This is a genomic window from Mesorhizobium comanense (assembly GCF_005503535.1).
In the GTDB taxonomy this organism is placed as follows: domain Bacteria; phylum Pseudomonadota; class Alphaproteobacteria; order Rhizobiales; family Rhizobiaceae; genus Mesorhizobium; species Mesorhizobium comanense.
This window is the reverse complement of the sequence record NZ_SCNN01000041.1, coordinates 1-14,788: the sequence shown is the minus strand read 5'-3', so window position 1 is coordinate 14,788 and position 14,788 is coordinate 1. Positions and strand designations below refer to the sequence as shown.

The 14,788-nt window shown below is 60.6% G+C and carries 13 protein-coding genes and 4 pseudogenes; 8 read left to right on the top strand and 9 right to left on the bottom strand.

Annotated features, from left to right (window positions below):
• Positions 1 to 159 precede the first annotated feature (159 nt).
• From merBA to FFS37_RS33955, 3 genes are read right to left on the bottom strand one after another with little or no spacing between them, the layout of a single operon-like run.
• The gene (merBA, locus tag FFS37_RS33965; protein ID WP_137935285.1) at positions 160 to 2,460 is read right to left on the bottom strand and encodes a bifunctional organomercurial lyase/mercury(II) reductase MerBA; all 2,301 of its coding nucleotides are present in this window, start codon (positions 2,458 to 2,460) and stop codon (positions 160 to 162) included.
• 33 nt (positions 2,461 to 2,493) lie between these two features.
• Positions 2,494 to 2,787: a cation transporter gene (locus FFS37_RS33960; protein ID WP_137935284.1), complete on the bottom strand. Its 294-nt coding sequence runs from the start codon at positions 2,785 to 2,787 to the stop codon at positions 2,494 to 2,496.
• Between the two features lie 20 nt (positions 2,788 to 2,807).
• Positions 2,808 to 3,233, bottom strand: a complete 426-nt coding sequence (locus tag FFS37_RS33955) for a mercuric transporter MerT family protein (RefSeq protein WP_137935283.1) — start codon at positions 3,231 to 3,233, stop codon at positions 2,808 to 2,810.
• An 85-nt stretch (positions 3,234 to 3,318) separates the two neighbouring features.
• Here FFS37_RS33955 and FFS37_RS33950 point away from each other — a divergent pair, with 85 nt between their 5' ends.
• Positions 3,319 to 3,759: a MerR family transcriptional regulator gene (locus FFS37_RS33950; RefSeq protein ID WP_137935282.1), complete on the top strand. Its 441-nt coding sequence runs from the start codon at positions 3,319 to 3,321 to the stop codon at positions 3,757 to 3,759.
• A 291-nt stretch (positions 3,760 to 4,050) separates the two neighbouring features.
• On the opposite strand, the gene FFS37_RS33945 is transcribed toward FFS37_RS33950, so the two are convergent.
• Together FFS37_RS33945 and FFS37_RS33940 are read right to left on the bottom strand one after the other, a co-directional pair.
• Entirely contained in the window at positions 4,051 to 4,560 is a 510-nt protein-coding gene (locus tag FFS37_RS33945; protein WP_232375887.1) for an RES family NAD+ phosphorylase, read from the bottom strand.
• Positions 4,455 to 5,426, bottom strand: a complete 972-nt coding sequence (locus FFS37_RS33940) for an RHE_PE00001 family protein (RefSeq protein WP_232375886.1) — start codon at positions 5,424 to 5,426, stop codon at positions 4,455 to 4,457. The genes FFS37_RS33945 and FFS37_RS33940 overlap by 106 nt, the downstream gene beginning before the upstream one ends.
• Before the next feature lie 612 nt (positions 5,427 to 6,038).
• On the opposite strand from FFS37_RS33940, the gene FFS37_RS36685 reads away from it, so the two are divergent.
• The 6 genes and pseudogenes from FFS37_RS36685 to FFS37_RS33905 all read left to right on the top strand — a co-directional run bounded on the left by FFS37_RS36685 (position 6,039) and on the right by FFS37_RS33905 (position 10,614).
• Entirely contained in the window at positions 6,039 to 6,581 is a 543-nt protein-coding gene (locus tag FFS37_RS36685; RefSeq protein WP_137935280.1) for a TniQ family protein, read from the top strand.
• Positions 6,582 to 7,087: 506 nt separating this feature from the next.
• A pseudogene (locus tag FFS37_RS33925) lies at positions 7,088 to 8,252 on the top strand (IS110 family RNA-guided transposase).
• Between the two features lie 395 nt (positions 8,253 to 8,647).
• Positions 8,648 to 9,025, top strand: a pseudogene (locus FFS37_RS36680) (phosphatase PAP2 family protein); the annotation flags it as partial.
• A 90-nt stretch (positions 9,026 to 9,115) separates the two neighbouring features.
• A pseudogene (locus FFS37_RS36675) lies at positions 9,116 to 9,274 on the top strand (LssY C-terminal domain-containing protein); the annotation flags it as partial.
• Between the two features lie 103 nt (positions 9,275 to 9,377).
• Positions 9,378 to 9,668 (top strand): LssY C-terminal domain-containing protein, encoded by a 291-nt coding sequence (locus tag FFS37_RS36670; protein WP_408631470.1) that lies wholly within the window; start codon positions 9,378 to 9,380, stop codon positions 9,666 to 9,668.
• 121 nt (positions 9,669 to 9,789) lie between these two features.
• A complete protein-coding gene (locus tag FFS37_RS33905; RefSeq protein WP_137935277.1) occupies positions 9,790 to 10,614 on the top strand; it encodes an IS5 family transposase in 825 nt (274 codons plus the stop codon).
• A 206-nt stretch (positions 10,615 to 10,820) separates the two neighbouring features.
• Here FFS37_RS33905 and FFS37_RS33900 read toward each other — a convergent pair whose 3' ends face one another.
• Positions 10,821 to 11,048, bottom strand: a complete 228-nt coding sequence (locus FFS37_RS33900; protein ID WP_137935276.1) for a hypothetical protein — start codon at positions 11,046 to 11,048, stop codon at positions 10,821 to 10,823.
• Between the two features lie 461 nt (positions 11,049 to 11,509).
• On the opposite strand from FFS37_RS33900, the gene FFS37_RS33895 reads away from it, so the two are divergent.
• Positions 11,510 to 12,121, top strand: coding sequence for a transglutaminase-like cysteine peptidase (locus FFS37_RS33895; RefSeq protein WP_137935275.1), 612 nt, complete (start codon positions 11,510 to 11,512; stop codon positions 12,119 to 12,121).
• A 227-nt stretch (positions 12,122 to 12,348) separates the two neighbouring features.
• On the opposite strand, the pseudogene lgt reads toward FFS37_RS33895, so the two are convergent.
• The 3 genes and pseudogenes from lgt to FFS37_RS33880 form a co-directional block, all read right to left on the bottom strand.
• Positions 12,349 to 13,044: pseudogene (gene lgt, locus FFS37_RS33890) on the bottom strand (prolipoprotein diacylglyceryl transferase).
• Positions 13,045 to 13,600: 556 nt separating this feature from the next.
• Positions 13,601 to 13,855, bottom strand: a complete 255-nt coding sequence (locus tag FFS37_RS33885) for a hypothetical protein (protein ID WP_137935274.1) — start codon at positions 13,853 to 13,855, stop codon at positions 13,601 to 13,603.
• Between the two features lie 37 nt (positions 13,856 to 13,892).
• Positions 13,893 to 14,192, bottom strand: a complete 300-nt coding sequence (locus FFS37_RS33880; RefSeq protein ID WP_137935273.1) for a hypothetical protein — start codon at positions 14,190 to 14,192, stop codon at positions 13,893 to 13,895.
• Between the last annotated feature and the right edge of the window lie 596 nt (positions 14,193 to 14,788).

The window sequence follows — 14,788 nt, the reverse complement described above, 5'->3', positions numbered from 1 at the left end:
GTTACAGTAGCAGCCTCTGCAGTCTTCTTCGCCTATCGACCATCGTCTAAAATTCTGCTGTATCACAAGCGCTTCAAAGGTGCTGGTTTCAACTCGAACAATGCGCTCCTTAGTGGTGCGCCTTCGATTAGACGGTGCGCTCAGGCCGACTTTTTGGGGCTATCCGGCGCAGCACGACAGCTTGGTCACGTCTTTCTCGAACGACAGCGCCGCGAGCTTCAGACCTTCGACGGTAGTGAGATACGGAAAGATCGTATCCGCGAGGTCGTTGACGGTGAGGCCCTGCCGGATCGCAAGCGCGGCGGTCTGGATGCTGTCGGCACCCTCCGGCGCTAGGATATGCGCGCCCAGCAGCCGACCACTGCCGGCATCGGCTACGAGCTTGATGAGCCCACGGGTGTCGCGGGCGGCGAGCGCGCGCAGCACCTGGTCGAGACCGATCGTGGAGACGCGAACGGCATGTCCGGCCGCCCGAGCCGCGGTCTCCGTCAGGCCGACATTCGCCACCTGAGGGTCAGTGAACACGATGGCGGGCATGGCGCTGTTGTCGTAGCGCAAGCTGTCGCCATTGAGGGCGTTCTTTGCGGCGAGCTTGGCGCCATAGGCGGCCATGTAGACGAACTGGTCGCGGCCGGTAACGTCGCCGGCGGCATAGACACCGGAGCGGGTGGTGCGCATGCGCTCATCGACGACGATGCCGCCCTTCGGCGCGACGGCGATCCCATGTTCGGCCAGCCCAAGGCCTTCGATGTTAGGCGTTCGCCCGGTGGTGATCAGCACCTGATCGGCCTCGATTGTCGTGTTCTGGCCCTCGTGCGAAACGTCGAGCGAAACGCCGTCCTCGGTCTTCCGCATGGCGCGATAGGCGATGCCGGAAACCACGGTGATCCCCTCGTCTTCGAAATACCCCGCCAGCGCCGCGCCGATCTCGGGCTCGGCCTCGGGGAGCAGGCGAGACCGGCACACGAGCGTCACCTTGACGCCGGCGCGGGCGAACATTTGCGCTAGCTCCGCCCCGATATAGCCGCCGCCGACCACGAGCAGTGACCGGGGCAGATCCTTGAGGTCGAGTGCTGTGGTGCTGGTCAGAAACGGCACGTCGTCGATGCCAGGGATGGCGGGCACCGCCGGCCGCGCTCCGGTCGCGATGATGATCTTGTCGGCGGGAATGCGCACGCCGTTCACCTCCACGCCGCCGTTTACGAGTCGTGCCGCGCCCTCGCGATAGGCGATACCGTTGTAGGCCGGCAGCAGATCAATGTACTTGGCCTGACGCAGTTCGGAAACGAGCGCGTCCTTCTGGCGGACGGTTCGCTGCCAGTCGATCAGTTCGGCCTTTGCCGTGATGCCGGCGAAGCGTGCTGCCACGCGCGCGTTGTGCAGCGTCTCGGCGGCGCGGATCAGTGTCTTCGACGGCACGCAGCCGATATTGACGCAGGTGCCGCCGATGGTGCCACTGCCGATGAGGGCCACCTGCGCGCCTTGATCGGCGGCCGTAATCGAAGCCGAGAAGCCGGCTGAGCCGGCGCCGATGACGACGAGATCGTAGGCGCCGCCATTGCGACCCTTCGTGCGGATGTGACGATCTGCCATCGGGTCGTTCGTCGGCGTCGGATCGGCCGGCGGCCGCACCTCGCCGCGAAATCCAATGTCGCTGCCGGAGCGCTCCGCCGCGTCAAGGCCGGCGAGGCTCGGCCCGAAAAGCGCCCGACCGGCTTCCAGGCCTTCCTCGATAGACAACCGAAAGCCGGATTCCTCTGCGGAACGCTCGCGGCGCCAGGCGGAAAGATGCTCATCCGAGCAGAAGAAAGCGGTCGCCGCGCACAGCGAGTTCGCCGCGCACGCGCCTTCATAGCGCACGCTTTGCCACATGACGGCCGCCTGCGGTTCGACATGGGCCAACGCCCGGCCTCGATCTCGCGTCGCGATCCAGATCGGCGCGGCACAGTGGCGGCAGCGCGCTGCGACCGCGATGTCATGATCGGTCATCGCGCCGATGCCGAGCGCGTCAACCGCGCACATGGCATTGAGAACGCGCCCGTCCAATGTGACCCGGTGCCCGGTGTCCCGGTCGGTGAAGGGATAGGCCCCGACGATCCGCTCGCCGTCGAGCACGACAAGGTCGCGATTGCGGAGCTCTTCGAGCAATGGTCGGATTACCGTCTCGCTCAGGCCCACCTGGCTGGCCAGCGCGCCGGGGGTCGGGGCTCGACCGTGTTCAGCATAGAGTTTCAGCAGCGCAACACGGACGCGGTCCGTGGCCGGGTCGTAGCCGCGCCAGCGGGCGAACACATGGTCGGACCCGACCATAGCCAGCAACGCGTCCTTGACCGCCGGGGATGTGACCACCGACCAGTCCGGAAACGTCACGCCCGGCCGCACGGCAAAGCTTGGTGGTATTGAGGATGCGGAAGCCGCAACTTTGTCGCCGGACGAGGAGGGGGCGCAGCAGTCGCTCATGGCTTCACGCCTTCCTTTTGAATCTCGCCCATTTCAACTGCCCTGCTGTGTCGGGTGCACCGGATAACCCGCGTTCATGCTGGCAGCCGCGATGACGCCCGGGTTCGTCTTCGTGTCGTCGAAGGTCACGGTCGCGGTTTTGGCTTCGAATGAGACAGCCACTTTCGCAACGCCCGGGACCGCCGCCATCGAACTCTTTACGATGTAGGGGCACGAGGCGCAGGTCATGTTGTCGACAGCGAACGTGACAGTGCGCTCGCCAGCCCAGGCGGCCGGAGCCACGATGACGGAACCGATCAGGGCGAGGACGCTCAAATACTTGTTCATGGATGAAACTCCTTTTTGTCTCAGGCGCTGAGCAGCCGCGGGGCGATGTAGTCGAAGGCGAACGCGGCCACGACGAGCACCGTCGCGATCCAGAGCGCGAGCTGAACGAAGCGGCCAGGGATTGGACGCGCGCAGGCTGCACCGTCGGCACAGGCAGGCCTGGGCTTCCAGTAGACGAGGTAGAAGCCGTAGCCGAGGAGGCCCGCCGTCCCGGCGACGAAGAACGGCTTATACGGTGCGAGCGCCGTCAGATTGCCAATCCAGGCGCCGCCAATACCGAGGCTGAACAGAATGAGTGGGACAATGCAGCACGAGGAGGCGGCCAGCGCGCCGAGAATACCGCCAACGGCGATCAGACGTTGCCGTCCAGCATCGCCCAGCTCAGTTGGAGGCAGGACTGCCGCGGTGGGGGTGACACCTGCCGTTCCGGATCGATATTCCACCACGTCCGCTCTCTCTTTCCTTGCCGAAATCTTATGCGTGCCGTAGCATGCAGTCTGTAGTCACTACAGGGTCAAGAGGTATTTTTCGATGCGCGATCACGCAGTGGTGAAGGGACTGCAGCGGGCCGAACTCGCGCGGCGGACGGGCTGCAATCTGGAGACCGTGCGCTATTACGAGAAGGTCGGCCTTCTGCCTGAGCCGCCGCGCACGGCGGGCGGCTATCGGGCCTATGACACGGCGCATGAGCGGCGGCTTCGGTTCGTTCTGAGGGCGCGCGAGCTCGGCTTCTCCCTCGACGAAATCCGAGAACTGCTGCATTTGGTGGACGTGCGCGACCAGCCTTGCGCCGAAGCGCGGGCCGTCGCCTCTACGCACCTCGACGACGTGCGGGCGAAGATCGCCGATCTGAAGCGTATGGAGCTGGTGCTCAAGGACGTCGTCGCCCAGTGCGCCGACGGCACGCTGCCAGAATGCCCACTGATCGAGACACTGTTTGCCGGACACAGTTGGCCAGTACGGACGACCTGAACCACGATGGCTGTTCGCTGCTCGATCAATCTAACGCATAGTCGAGGATGTCCTCGCCCATAACGGCTTCGCCGGTCAGGAGGAGAATGCAGCGGGGTTGCGACCGACTAACCGAGAGGCAAAGGCACACAGAGCGTGCAGCGGAGATACTCCCGCCGTGTCGTCGGCTGGGCGATGAAGGCTGAGATGACCGCGCAGCTCGTCAGACGCACGAGGCTCGGCAAAGTGAGCTCATACAATTTCGAACCGCCGCCCGAAGCGACTGTCACCAAGCGGTGCTTTACAGGCTCTTCATGTCAAACACACCCTGAAATCCTCCAGAACCTGGGCCAACCCTGGCGCACCAAGAAGCGTCACGACACGCTTCGACTGAAGTTTTCCTATCGACCGATCGTAGACGGCGAGATTGGTCGCGCCGTTGAGGCGAGATGGATAGATGATCCCATCAAGTTGAGACGGGTGCTCGTGAAACGCCACCGACCATCGGCGCGCCAAGTTCTGGCGTTGTGCCCGAACAACGTCGGTCGGCACACCCATTCTGACCGCCCTGTCGCCTCTGAGGTCGATCAGGCGAAGGGCCGCCGTGGTCACGATTTCTGAATAACGCCGTTGTGTCAGCTCCATCTCATCTATCGGAAGATCGTCGACGAGCCCTTCGCGGCGATTGCGGAGCACCGTTTCCAGAAAGCATACCTTCAGGGAGTCGCCCAGGTGGAGAACACCAAAGCGGTTGGCTGCGGTACGACGACGAGGATCGCTAAAGCGGCTAGCTGCGCGGCGACGAGCAATGGACCGATCCAAGCGCCGTGCTGCAGCACCTCGATGTCGGACCAGGCCTCAAGCAGCAACGCGCCGCGCAGGACGACCGGCAGATCGCGCATTTCCACGAGGACGGCCTGCCATTCGGCCAGCCGTTCTTCTTCATTCCAGTCGAGATCGTAGATTAGATCCGGCCGCTCATGAAGTGACGGTTCCACTTTTCGTGCAGGTAAGGCGCCGCCGAGAATCTTCGATGAGCGGGCCAGGACAGCATCCATCTCGGCGAACTCTTCGGCCAGAAGATCGTCCTCAGCTTCATCCCGAATATCGGCTTCGACGGGGCTGGCCCCCTCCTCTTCCCGGCTTTTTTGGCTCTCGGCCGCCGGCATGGCACCGCTGCGGCCCGTAAGCCGCCTCAGCCCAGCACGGCCGAGCGCCCAGTCCGGCTTTTGCGAAAAAATTCGCCGGCGGGTTCGCAGCATCGCGTGGGCGCGAGTGAGTTCGTGGGTGGGGGTGCGGATGTCCATATGGGCGTCATGCAGGACAAAATCCTCGAGGTGAAAGAGCTCGCCCTCGAGCCACAGCGCCGCGGCCGCGTCGGCAAAGTGCTGACGCTCGACAAAACCGTCGCGCACCGGCGAACGAGCCAGCCGCTCGTCGAGCCGCGCCAAAGCCTCGGTCGCCTTCGCGACAGGCGCGATGAGGGTGTCGAGGGACGTGAACCACGGCGGCCCGCATATTGTTGTCGCGATGCGCCGAACCGTGTGCACGCGCGGCAGCTTTTCGTGATGAAGGACCACGGGGGTTATCTGGAATCGGTCGACGAGATTCCCGAGCCGCACGGCTTTACCGCCCATGTCCAAATTGGAGAGCAGATTTATTCTGTCGTCTTTGAGGAGCGCGAACATCAGCGGCTACTGCAGCCTCAACAAGGGTCCGAAAGGCCGACCGGAGCGCTGCTCGAAGTGTGCTGGCATATATCCGGCCGTCTGCCTTGGCATGCAGACAAGTTTGACGATGTCGCACTGTCAAATTTGTTTGCGCCTTTGATTGGCGACGGACCGGTGTCGTCCGTCAAAGTCCTACCGATTTCCAGTTCTGTCGACGTCCCCTTCTGACCGGCACGAGTTCTCAAACGGCGGCGTAGGCGATAGCGCATTGAGGTTGCAGTCACGTTCCAGGGCCGAAAAAGGACTTTACACCGTGCTTTTACGACTGGAGCAAGCCAGGAAGCCGCGGCAGGTTGGAAAATCCCTTTGCTGTCCGCTCAGTGGATCATGAGGCATAACTTCCACGATAAGCGCCCTCAGCCTTCGCGGTCACTCGCACTATCTGAAGTTGGGCGGCGACTCCGCGATCTACCTCTACCGACCGGACATACCGGCATGGCTCATCAAGCTGCGGACTGATGCCCCGTTCGTCCGAAGAAGCAATACCCTGTTCGGCGAACAAACGACCGGCGTTGGAGATGGTGAATTCAGTCTGTCCGACGGCTCCAACAGATTCTATCAAAAGCGGTCATGAACATATCACCGACGAGGCAGTTGAGAATTGGGAGCCGGAGTTCGATGCGGAAGCGGCCTTCGCATAATATAGGCAATTCGCCGGACCGGCAGTTGCCTGTGGTTCTGTCGCCAGTAGCCGTTGAGCTTCTGTCATCCTGGATCAGCCGGCACGCCGCATTCTATGGCGTGCCCCCGATGATCATGCTCCAACACTGCCTGCCGGAAGCCACATCGCTACGCGCGGTGGACCTGCAACTCACCAACAAGCAGGCGATCCGCCTCGCTCGCATGTTCGCAACTGATGCGAAGCTCGTGCGCGGAATGACCTTTGCCAACGTCCCACCGATATCTCATCGCTTGATCGCCTCCACGCCGATACAGTTTTGCCCGAAGTGCATGCGAGATGCGCAGGACGCTACGGCGGTCGGGCGAACCCAGTTCCCTGGATGGCGGCTCACTTGCTCCTCGTGCGGATCTCCCTTCGCGACAGCGGCGAGCAAGAAGTCCCCTCCCCTTTACGCCACTATTGGAGTTCCGCCCTCCATGGCAAGAAGTTGATCGAAGATGTCTCAGAGAAACGTCTTCGATCCTGGGCATCGCCGATCGACATTGCGCGGCTGGTCCTGATGCGCCGCATACCAAAGACCCTAAGTTCGGATATTTGTCTGGAACGCTTCAGGTTTCTCGGCACCATAATCCCGGAGTTTGACGACATCGTTTCTGATAGGCGGATATCCATGACCTCTGCGGGAAAGCCAATCCTGTCCATACGCCTGCGCCCTGGCAGGAAACTCCATCGTGAACCACCGCGGGCCGAAAACACTCGAGATGCTTCATGGCCACACAGTTGGCGAAAACCGCACCCGTTGCGGCAAGCTGCTCGCCCAGATTCTCGCTCAAAATCACAGATCGCCTGGGGCAGAACAATCGCAGATAATTTCAGAATCAGAGCGACTGCATTCGCACATTAAATGCCAAAGCCGCATTCTTACGGTTAAGATGCTATGGGGCTGGCGGCGAAGGTGGCACTTTCGGCGCTTCCAACCAACCCGATGGAGTGCCCCATGCCCCAATCAAATGATCTGAGCCGGTCCGTCGCCACCCTGAATCAGGACAGCACACTCGTTGTCGTCATCGAGATGAGTCAATCGAGCTGGCTTGTCCCGGGAATGCTGCCGGGCGTCGAACGACACCCCCTGAAGAAGCTGGCGCCTGATGAGAATGGGCTGTTACGGCTCTTGCATCGCTGGCGTGACGAAGCGGTCCAGGCGGAGTGCGAGATCGAACGCATCGTTGTCGCCTTCGAGGCGGGGCGTGACGGCTTTTGGTTAGCGCGCTGGCTCAGGTCGCGCGGCATCGAAGCCTATGTCATGCATCCATCGAGCGTCGCCGTGTCACGTGAGCACCGGCGTGCGAAGACCGATCGCCTCGACACGGAGCTGCTGATGCGCGCCTTCCTCGGCTGGCTGCGCGGAGAAAAGCGCCACTGCAGCATGGCGGCCATTCCGACGATCGAAGAGGAAGACGCCAAGCGGCCAAATCGCGAGCGGGCAAAACTGGTCGGCGATCGCACGCGCATCGTGAACCGCATGAAGGCGACGCTCGCGCGTCTGGGAATTCGCGGGTTCAATCCGACGTTGCGCAAGGCAGAGGAGAAGCTTGCCGCGTTGTACACGGCGGAAGGCGCCCCTCTCCCTGAAAATACCCAGGCGGAGTTTCGCCGCGACATGGCCCGGCTGCGCGCGAACAGATCAAGGCCATCGAGCAGGAACGCTTGCGCAAGCTGGAGACGGCCTCGGCTGCCGAGAAGGGTCCGCATGCGATGGTTCGCCTGATCTCGAGCGTCATCGGGGTCGGCGTCGAAACCGCGGATATGCTCGTCAACGAGATTCTGTCACGCCGTCTCCGGGATCGAAAGGCGGTCGCCCGCTATGCCGGTCTCACCGGCTCTCCGGATGAAAGCGGGGAGCGCGGCGGCGCGAGCGAGGTCTGGCAAGAGCCGGCAATGCTCGGGTGCGGCGCGGAATGATCCAACTGGCCTGGCGGTTTCTCCGCTTCCAGAAGGATAGTGCTTTGGCACAATGGTTTCAGAAACGGACAGAGGATGGTCGCGGAGGCACGCGCAAGACCATGATCGTGGCTGTGGCGCGGCGCCTGCTCATCGCACTCTGGCGCATGGCCACCATGGGCGAGATCCCGCAGGGCGTCTCACTGCGTGTGACTGCATAGCAAAGAAGGAGAGGACCAAGCTTCGGAGCCAGGGCGCCAATCGCGCCGGTTCCCAACGATCCGAGGCGGTGGCGTACCGGCTTGGCACATGGGCTTTTCACCGTGATTAAGAATGGTCCCGCCGCCCCGGAGCCTTGCTCGCGATGCGCATTACTGCATCATGGTACGGGTCTCAGAACCCGCCGCATACAAGTACGCGAGAGCATGTCTCGCACCTGGCAGGCTCCCCTCGGCATCGATGCCCGCGACGACCGCAGTCTCAAGGTTCGATCTTGCGCGCGCTGGCCCAGTGTCGTCGTTTTGGTCACGAACCGACGAGCCCCCAATCGAACGAGGCCATGAATGGATGCAAAAAAGACCATTGACAAAAACATCCCCATACAAGTGCCAAGCAAGGCACGAGCTTTCCGAGCGGTCACGCCTTCGTGGCGATATGTTTCTACGGCCTGGTCGGGTGGTTCGCGATTGATCGGGTGGAGACCTGGAAAGCGAGGGCCGCAATCGCAGTCGTGACGATAGCCATCGTGCTGGCCATAGGCTTTTCGCGGATTTATTTGGGGGTCCATTGGACATCTGACGCGATTGCGAGTTTTGGCCTCGGCGCGGCCTGGTTCACAGTGACAATCATCTTTTTCAGCGTTGCGAGAGCGTCTGCCGCCGGCGCCATTTCGCGCCCCCCCCCCGGGCGCGTGATCCCGAGCAGCAGCGGCAGCTCTCTTCATAGCCTGGGCCGGCTTTGTAGGCGCATTCGAATACATGCACCCGTTTGTTGACAAAAGCCCGCCCAGAAACGCGCCGATCGACCTGCCCGAAAGGAACTTCCCGGAAGCGATGTTCGACTTGGCGCCGCGCTTCGCGAAGACATAACCGGCAAGCCGATGGAGCCAATCAACGTCATTCTGATAGGAGGCGAGGTTGACGTGGCGAGCGCCCTTGCTCAGGCGGGATGGGAACCGACTAACAAGATTTCGATCGAAAGCAGCTGGCGCTTGCTTGTCGCGGAGCTACGCAACCAGCCTTCTCCACGCGCACCCGGCTTCCGACATTCTGGCGGGGACTACCTAATCAACGGGGCTTCCAACATGTGGACCCCGGCGGCTCGGCGCGAGAGCGACACCCCTGCATTTGTGGCACACCGAATTCCGGGTTTCAGGCAGTTCGGTTTGGCTCGGCACCGTCCACTTCGACAAGGAAGCCAAGACCAAAAGCCGGAGGGGTCTGCTTATCCGTCAGGTGGACCCGGACATCGACAAAGAGCGAGACGCATTGCGCGCTGTCCTCGTTCGGTCGAAATGCATCGCAAAGATCGATGATGTGGCCGTGACCGAGCCGATGGCGGGCAAAAATGCAATAGGCAATCCATTCTTTACCGACGGCAAAGCCATTGTCGCCTTCCTGAATTGCCGAGAGGGGTAATCGCCAGACGGCCAACACGAGAGCCGATGAGAACAGCGGGGGGCGCGGGCAATCAGAGACCGTTTTGAAAATCGGCTGGCTATGGGTTCCGTCTGAGGCTGGGTTATGATTCAAGCTATGGATGTGGACAGAGCAGAGCCGTGGCCGGATGGCCCAGATCGCCAAGAAGACCAAGCGCTACCCGTCTGATTTGACGGACGAGGAGTGGGAGCAGTTCGCACCGCTGATGCCCAAGCCTGGGCGTCGCGGCCGTCCGCGCGAGGTTGATTTCCGGGAGGTGGTCAACGCCGTGCGCTACCTGGTCCGCTCCGGTTGCGGTTGGCGGATGCTGCCGATCCATTTCGGACCCTGGCAGACGGTCTACGGCTGGTTCCGCGAGTTGGCGCGGCGCTTTCTGTTCCAGACCATCCACGACGTGGCGCTGATGCTGGATCGTGAGCGAGCCGGGCGCGAGGCCAGTCCCACGGCTGGCGTGATCGACAGCCAGTCGGTCAAGGCTCCGCAAGCTGAAACAAGGGGTTACGACGCCGGCAAGAAGATTGTCGGCCGCAAGCGACACATTGCCGTCGATACGAATGGGCGGCTGTTGATGGTCAACCTCACCACCGCCGATATCTCCGACAGTGCCGGCGCTCAGGCGATCCTGGATGGTATCCGCAAGCGCTGGCCCTGGGTGAAGCATCTGTTCGCCGACGGCGCCTATGACCGGCTGAAGCTCATTGACAAAGCCACCTATCTCGACTTCGTGGTCGAGATCATCCGTCGATCCGACGACCAGAAGGGCTTCCAGATCCTGCCCCGCCGCTGGGTCGTCGAGCGGACCTTCGGCTGGATGACAAGATGGCGCCGCCTCGTGCGCGACAACGAGCAGCGCATCGACGTCTCTCACGCCATGATCCTTGTCGCAATGGGCGGCAATCTCATCCGCCGAAACGCTCATCCGTGAATTTCAAAACGGACTCTCAGCCCATCAAAGCCGTAGGCGCACTGACTGGATATCCTAGCTACGCAGACAGCATTCAATTGTGTAACTTGTTTGGATCGGCGTCGTGGTCGCCCATCCCCGAGGAGATTCGTCGTGCTCACGGAGGGATCACTCATGCTCGAAATGGCGGGCACCACGTGCCCGCCATCCTAATATATTACGAAAAGTTACTTCTTCTTGCACTCGGCTGCTGCCTTCATCGCGGCAGTCGCTTCGGCTTCAGTTTTGTAAGAAGTTTTTCCGACCATCATCGCGGTTTTTCCATCAGGCTTAGTCTTGTCGACAGAGCACGTCTTGTCGCTTGCTTTTTGAGCGACGAAATATTCAGTCGCCGCAAAGGCAGGAGCACCTGCGATCAGAACCACGATCGCCGCAGAAAGAAGTTTCCTATGCATCTAATATTCCTCCACTTGAAAGGGCGCCGAATGGGATCGCCCTCGAACAATGTGCCTAAGCGACTTGTCCGGATTATGGCGCCTCCCGGTGAACGCCGGCTGACAGCCATGGACACGGCTGCCGTCAGCGATGCCTTGGCTCCGCTTTCGCGCTCCATGGCGCCCAAGCGCCCCAATGATCGCGCAGAACATCTGGGGCGCGCCGTTTATGGACGAAAACTAGGTTAGGGTGAGCGGCGCCGAAATTCGGCTGGCCGTGCTAGCGCCGTCGTCACTTAGCCAGCATGTTCCATAAGCCAAAGTCATTCAAATTTTAGACAAAATTTCCGATCATTTTAGATTTAAATAAATCAATATATCTCTTATATCGACCGATATTTTACTTAATACGAACTTTGCACTTTTGCATCAAATAAATCCGCCTATGGCAATGTCTCTCCTCCAACGGGGAGACAAGAACAATGAAGAAGACGACGAGCAACCTGTTGCTGATGGCAATGGCCATTCAGCTTTCCGCTTGGGGAGCAGCATATGCGGCAGGACCGGCCTTCATGCATACCGGCGATCGCACCACTCAACCGGTCGGCCATTACGAGTTCTGCCAGAAACTTCCGCAGGAATGCGACGAGAGGACACCGAAGCAGCCGCCTATCCAGCTGTCACGCAAGCTGTGGGCGACGATCGTCAACATCAATAATTCGGTCAACAGCAGGATCAAGCCCCTCACAGACATGGAGCAATGGGGTAAAGAAGAAGTCTGGTCCTATCCCGACACTGGCTTCGGCGACTGCGAGGATTATGCGCTGGAGAAGCGTCGCGAGTTGATGAGCGCCGGTGTTCCGGCCGGAGATCTGCTGATGACGGTGGCGCGCCGGTCGAACGGCGACGGCCATGCGGTGCTGACCGTACGCACCAGCCTCGGCGAGTTCATTCTCGACAATCTGGAACCCAGGGTGCTCGTTTGGAGCGACACCGACAATACCTACCTGAAGCGCCAATCGGACCAGAATTCTGGCGTTTGGGTGACGATCAACGAAGGCCGCGACGACGCTGTCGCCAGCGTCCACAACTAGGCGCGATGCACCGAGAGCAAATCGGCACCGCACGGTGTCGAGCGGCCTCGGCGGATAACCGGCTACTTTGTCTTGGCGGTACTCGACTGTTGCTCGATAGAGCCTCATACCGCTAGAAGGATAACGACAATCCTTCTGCCGTCGACAGTTGCCGCTTCCGTCATGCAGATCGCATACGCTATGGGTTTTTTCGCACCGATCAGGTCGATAGTGCCCGTTCAGCCGCGTCATGCCGACTGCGGTTGCGTCACCGGCTTGGCCGTCGCCATCGCCCATATGCCGCCAAGCAGCGTCGGCGTAGGAGAGGATCATGCCCATGGTCAACCAGTTGGTGCCGAGGAGATAACCGAGCTGCTGGTCATGCTCACGGAAGAATTCGACGAAGACGCGCGATGCGCCGTAGCCGGCGATGAAGGCGCCGCCGACGAAGCGCGGCGTCTTCAGCTTGAGCCATTGGCCACGCGCAAGAGGCCGAGGCCGACCGGCGCGCCGGCCGCCACCACGAACAGCGACCACGTGCGGATACTGCGTTTGATGGAAAACAGCGTCATGGCGAGAATGACGCCGAGCAGGCCGCCATGGAACGATATGCCACCTTGCCAGACCGCGAAGATATCGAGCGGGTGGGCGATGTAGCGCGGCAGGTCGTAGAACAGCACGTAGCCGGAGCGACCGCCGAGCACGACGCCGATGGCGGCCCAGACGATGAAGTCATCAAGGTCCTCCGGCTTCATCGGCAGCACGCCGTTCGGCCATAGCCTTGTGTCGGTGACCAGCCGCTTGGCGTACCACCCGGCGAAGAGAATGCCGACAATGTAGCCGACGCCATACCAGTGCACCGCCAGCGGCCCGATCTGGACGAGGATCGGGTTGATATTGGGAAAGGACAGGGCGGCCAACGGCAGCATAAAATATTCGCTCAACAAGGATCTCCCGGTCGCGATCGCGTTCGGGCGCGGACCATGCGGCAGGGTTTTGGCGGGGTCAAGGCAAGCCTATGCTTGCATTCCGCCTCGCTCACCCTTCCAAGCTGGCAACCAGATGGCCGACGCCAACCGGTTCACCGGCAACGCGGTCAAGTTCCTTTCGGTCGGCCGCTTCCAGACCAGGTAACGGTCGGCCCAAAAAGTCAGGCCTTCTCTCGTGGCTGATAGTTCGATTGACGGGAGATAGCATCCCAAAAGTGATCCGCGTTGAAGGTGACGTTGGATCGACGTAGCGCGCTCGCTGGCCAGATCAGCGTGCGGCCAGCGGTGGATAAGCACCTTCGTTGCATCGATGACGACCAGGCGGCCGATCATAATCGAGAGTACGAAAGCCGCGCCTTCATTGCGACCAAGTTAGAAATGACAGCGGCCGAACTGACGCGGATCGGGAATTGGCGGCAGTCCTATGCGATTGGAAGAAAGGCCGCGCCAGCCGGGGCTCAGCTGGAGTGGCCTTGTTGTTAAAAGACAGGCTTGCGATGCCAGGCCTGAATTAGTAGGCCTTCTTGGGGGCGGCCTTCTTCGCGGTGTGCTTCTTTGCAACCGGGCACTTATGCTTCTTGGTCACCTTGCAGGCCTTCTTGACGGTCTTCTTGGCAGCGACCTTCTTCGGGGCTGCCTTCATCGGCGCAGCGGTCGTCGTGGTGGTGGTCGCAGCCGCAGTGGTGGCAGCGGCGTTGCCGAGTGCCGGCATCGAGAAGGCGAGAGCAACGGCGAGACCGAGCGCCGAGAGGAGAGACTTTTTCATGGCTTCGTTTCCTTTTTTGTACAGATCGGGTTGAATGTCACTGGTCCGAGTCGATCGGTGTCACTCCAAGCAGTTTCAAAGCATTTGCGAGCATCCGGATCCCCTGTGCCTGCTTCTTGTTGGCGCAGTACCGGTTTCCCCTCCTTTGAAGTGCCTTTGCCGCGGTGATCTGCGTTGCCGTGGCATGGTTTTTGAATGCGTCATCAAGCTGGTAACTGAGGTTGGTGCACCGCTCACTTCGCGAGATCGTCGCCTTTGCGTCCGATCGTTCGACCGCTGCCGTTAAGAGCGACAAGCCGAACAACACACCCATCAAGCTGATTGAAACCCTTTGCATGGTTTGGCCGCACACCTCGAGGTCGAGTGTCGTGGTCGACGATCAGACGCGACACATCAATTATGTCCTCGAATTTTTTCGGAAGTTTTTCCGGATTGTAGAATTTTGTTTCTGGATTGTTTCCGAGGATTCGCCGTCAGATCGGTCCGTGGCGATCTCGGCCAAATGCTGTCGCCATCACAAAAAGACCGCCTGCAGAGAGAAGCCTTAGCCGGGCTTGGAACGCACAGCGGGACGCGAATGAACGCATGAGTGTCACGTTCCGAGTTGGCCGCCTCAGACTAACCCGGAGGCAGCAAGCGAAATCAAATTTTTCATTAACCCTGCTGACGGATAATGCTGCTACTGCTATCAGCATGTCCTGCGACATCCGGACTCACCACGACGGGGCCGGAAATGGAAGCTGGGATCCTAAGGGAACGAAACACGTTGCTTCAGAAACTATCCAGATTCTTGACTGTATCTACGCTTGCGATTTTTGTGTCAGTGTCCGTTCCAAAAAGAGTTGAGTGATTTCAGCAGGTTGTGATTCCGTCGGATTTGCGAGATTCGATGGAGATCACGATGGCCTGGACTGAAATCACCCGTGCGCATTA

Excerpts from the sequence above, each read along its gene's own strand:
- merBA (WP_137935285.1), bottom strand. The coding sequence starts at position 2,460 with ATGAGCGACTGCTGCGCCCCCTCCTCGTCCGGCGACAAAGTTGCGGCT.
- FFS37_RS33960 (WP_137935284.1), bottom strand. The coding sequence starts at position 2,787 with ATGAACAAGTATTTGAGCGTCCTCGCCCTGATCGGTTCCGTCATCGTG.
- FFS37_RS33950 (WP_137935282.1), top strand. The coding sequence starts at position 3,319 with ATGCGCGATCACGCAGTGGTGAAGGGACTGCAGCGGGCCGAACTCGCG.
- FFS37_RS33940 (WP_232375886.1), bottom strand. The coding sequence starts at position 5,426 with ATGTTCGCGCTCCTCAAAGACGACAGAATAAATCTGCTCTCCAATTTG.
- FFS37_RS36685 (WP_137935280.1), top strand. The coding sequence starts at position 6,039 with ATGAACATATCACCGACGAGGCAGTTGAGAATTGGGAGCCGGAGTTCG.
- FFS37_RS33905 (WP_137935277.1), top strand. The coding sequence starts at position 9,790 with ATGTGGACAGAGCAGAGCCGTGGCCGGATGGCCCAGATCGCCAAGAAG.
- FFS37_RS33900 (WP_137935276.1), bottom strand. The coding sequence starts at position 11,048 with ATGCATAGGAAACTTCTTTCTGCGGCGATCGTGGTTCTGATCGCAGGT.
- FFS37_RS33895 (WP_137935275.1), top strand. The coding sequence starts at position 11,510 with ATGAAGAAGACGACGAGCAACCTGTTGCTGATGGCAATGGCCATTCAG.
- FFS37_RS33885 (WP_137935274.1), bottom strand. The coding sequence starts at position 13,855 with ATGAAAAAGTCTCTCCTCTCGGCGCTCGGTCTCGCCGTTGCTCTCGCC.
- FFS37_RS33880 (WP_137935273.1), bottom strand. The coding sequence starts at position 14,192 with ATGCAAAGGGTTTCAATCAGCTTGATGGGTGTGTTGTTCGGCTTGTCG.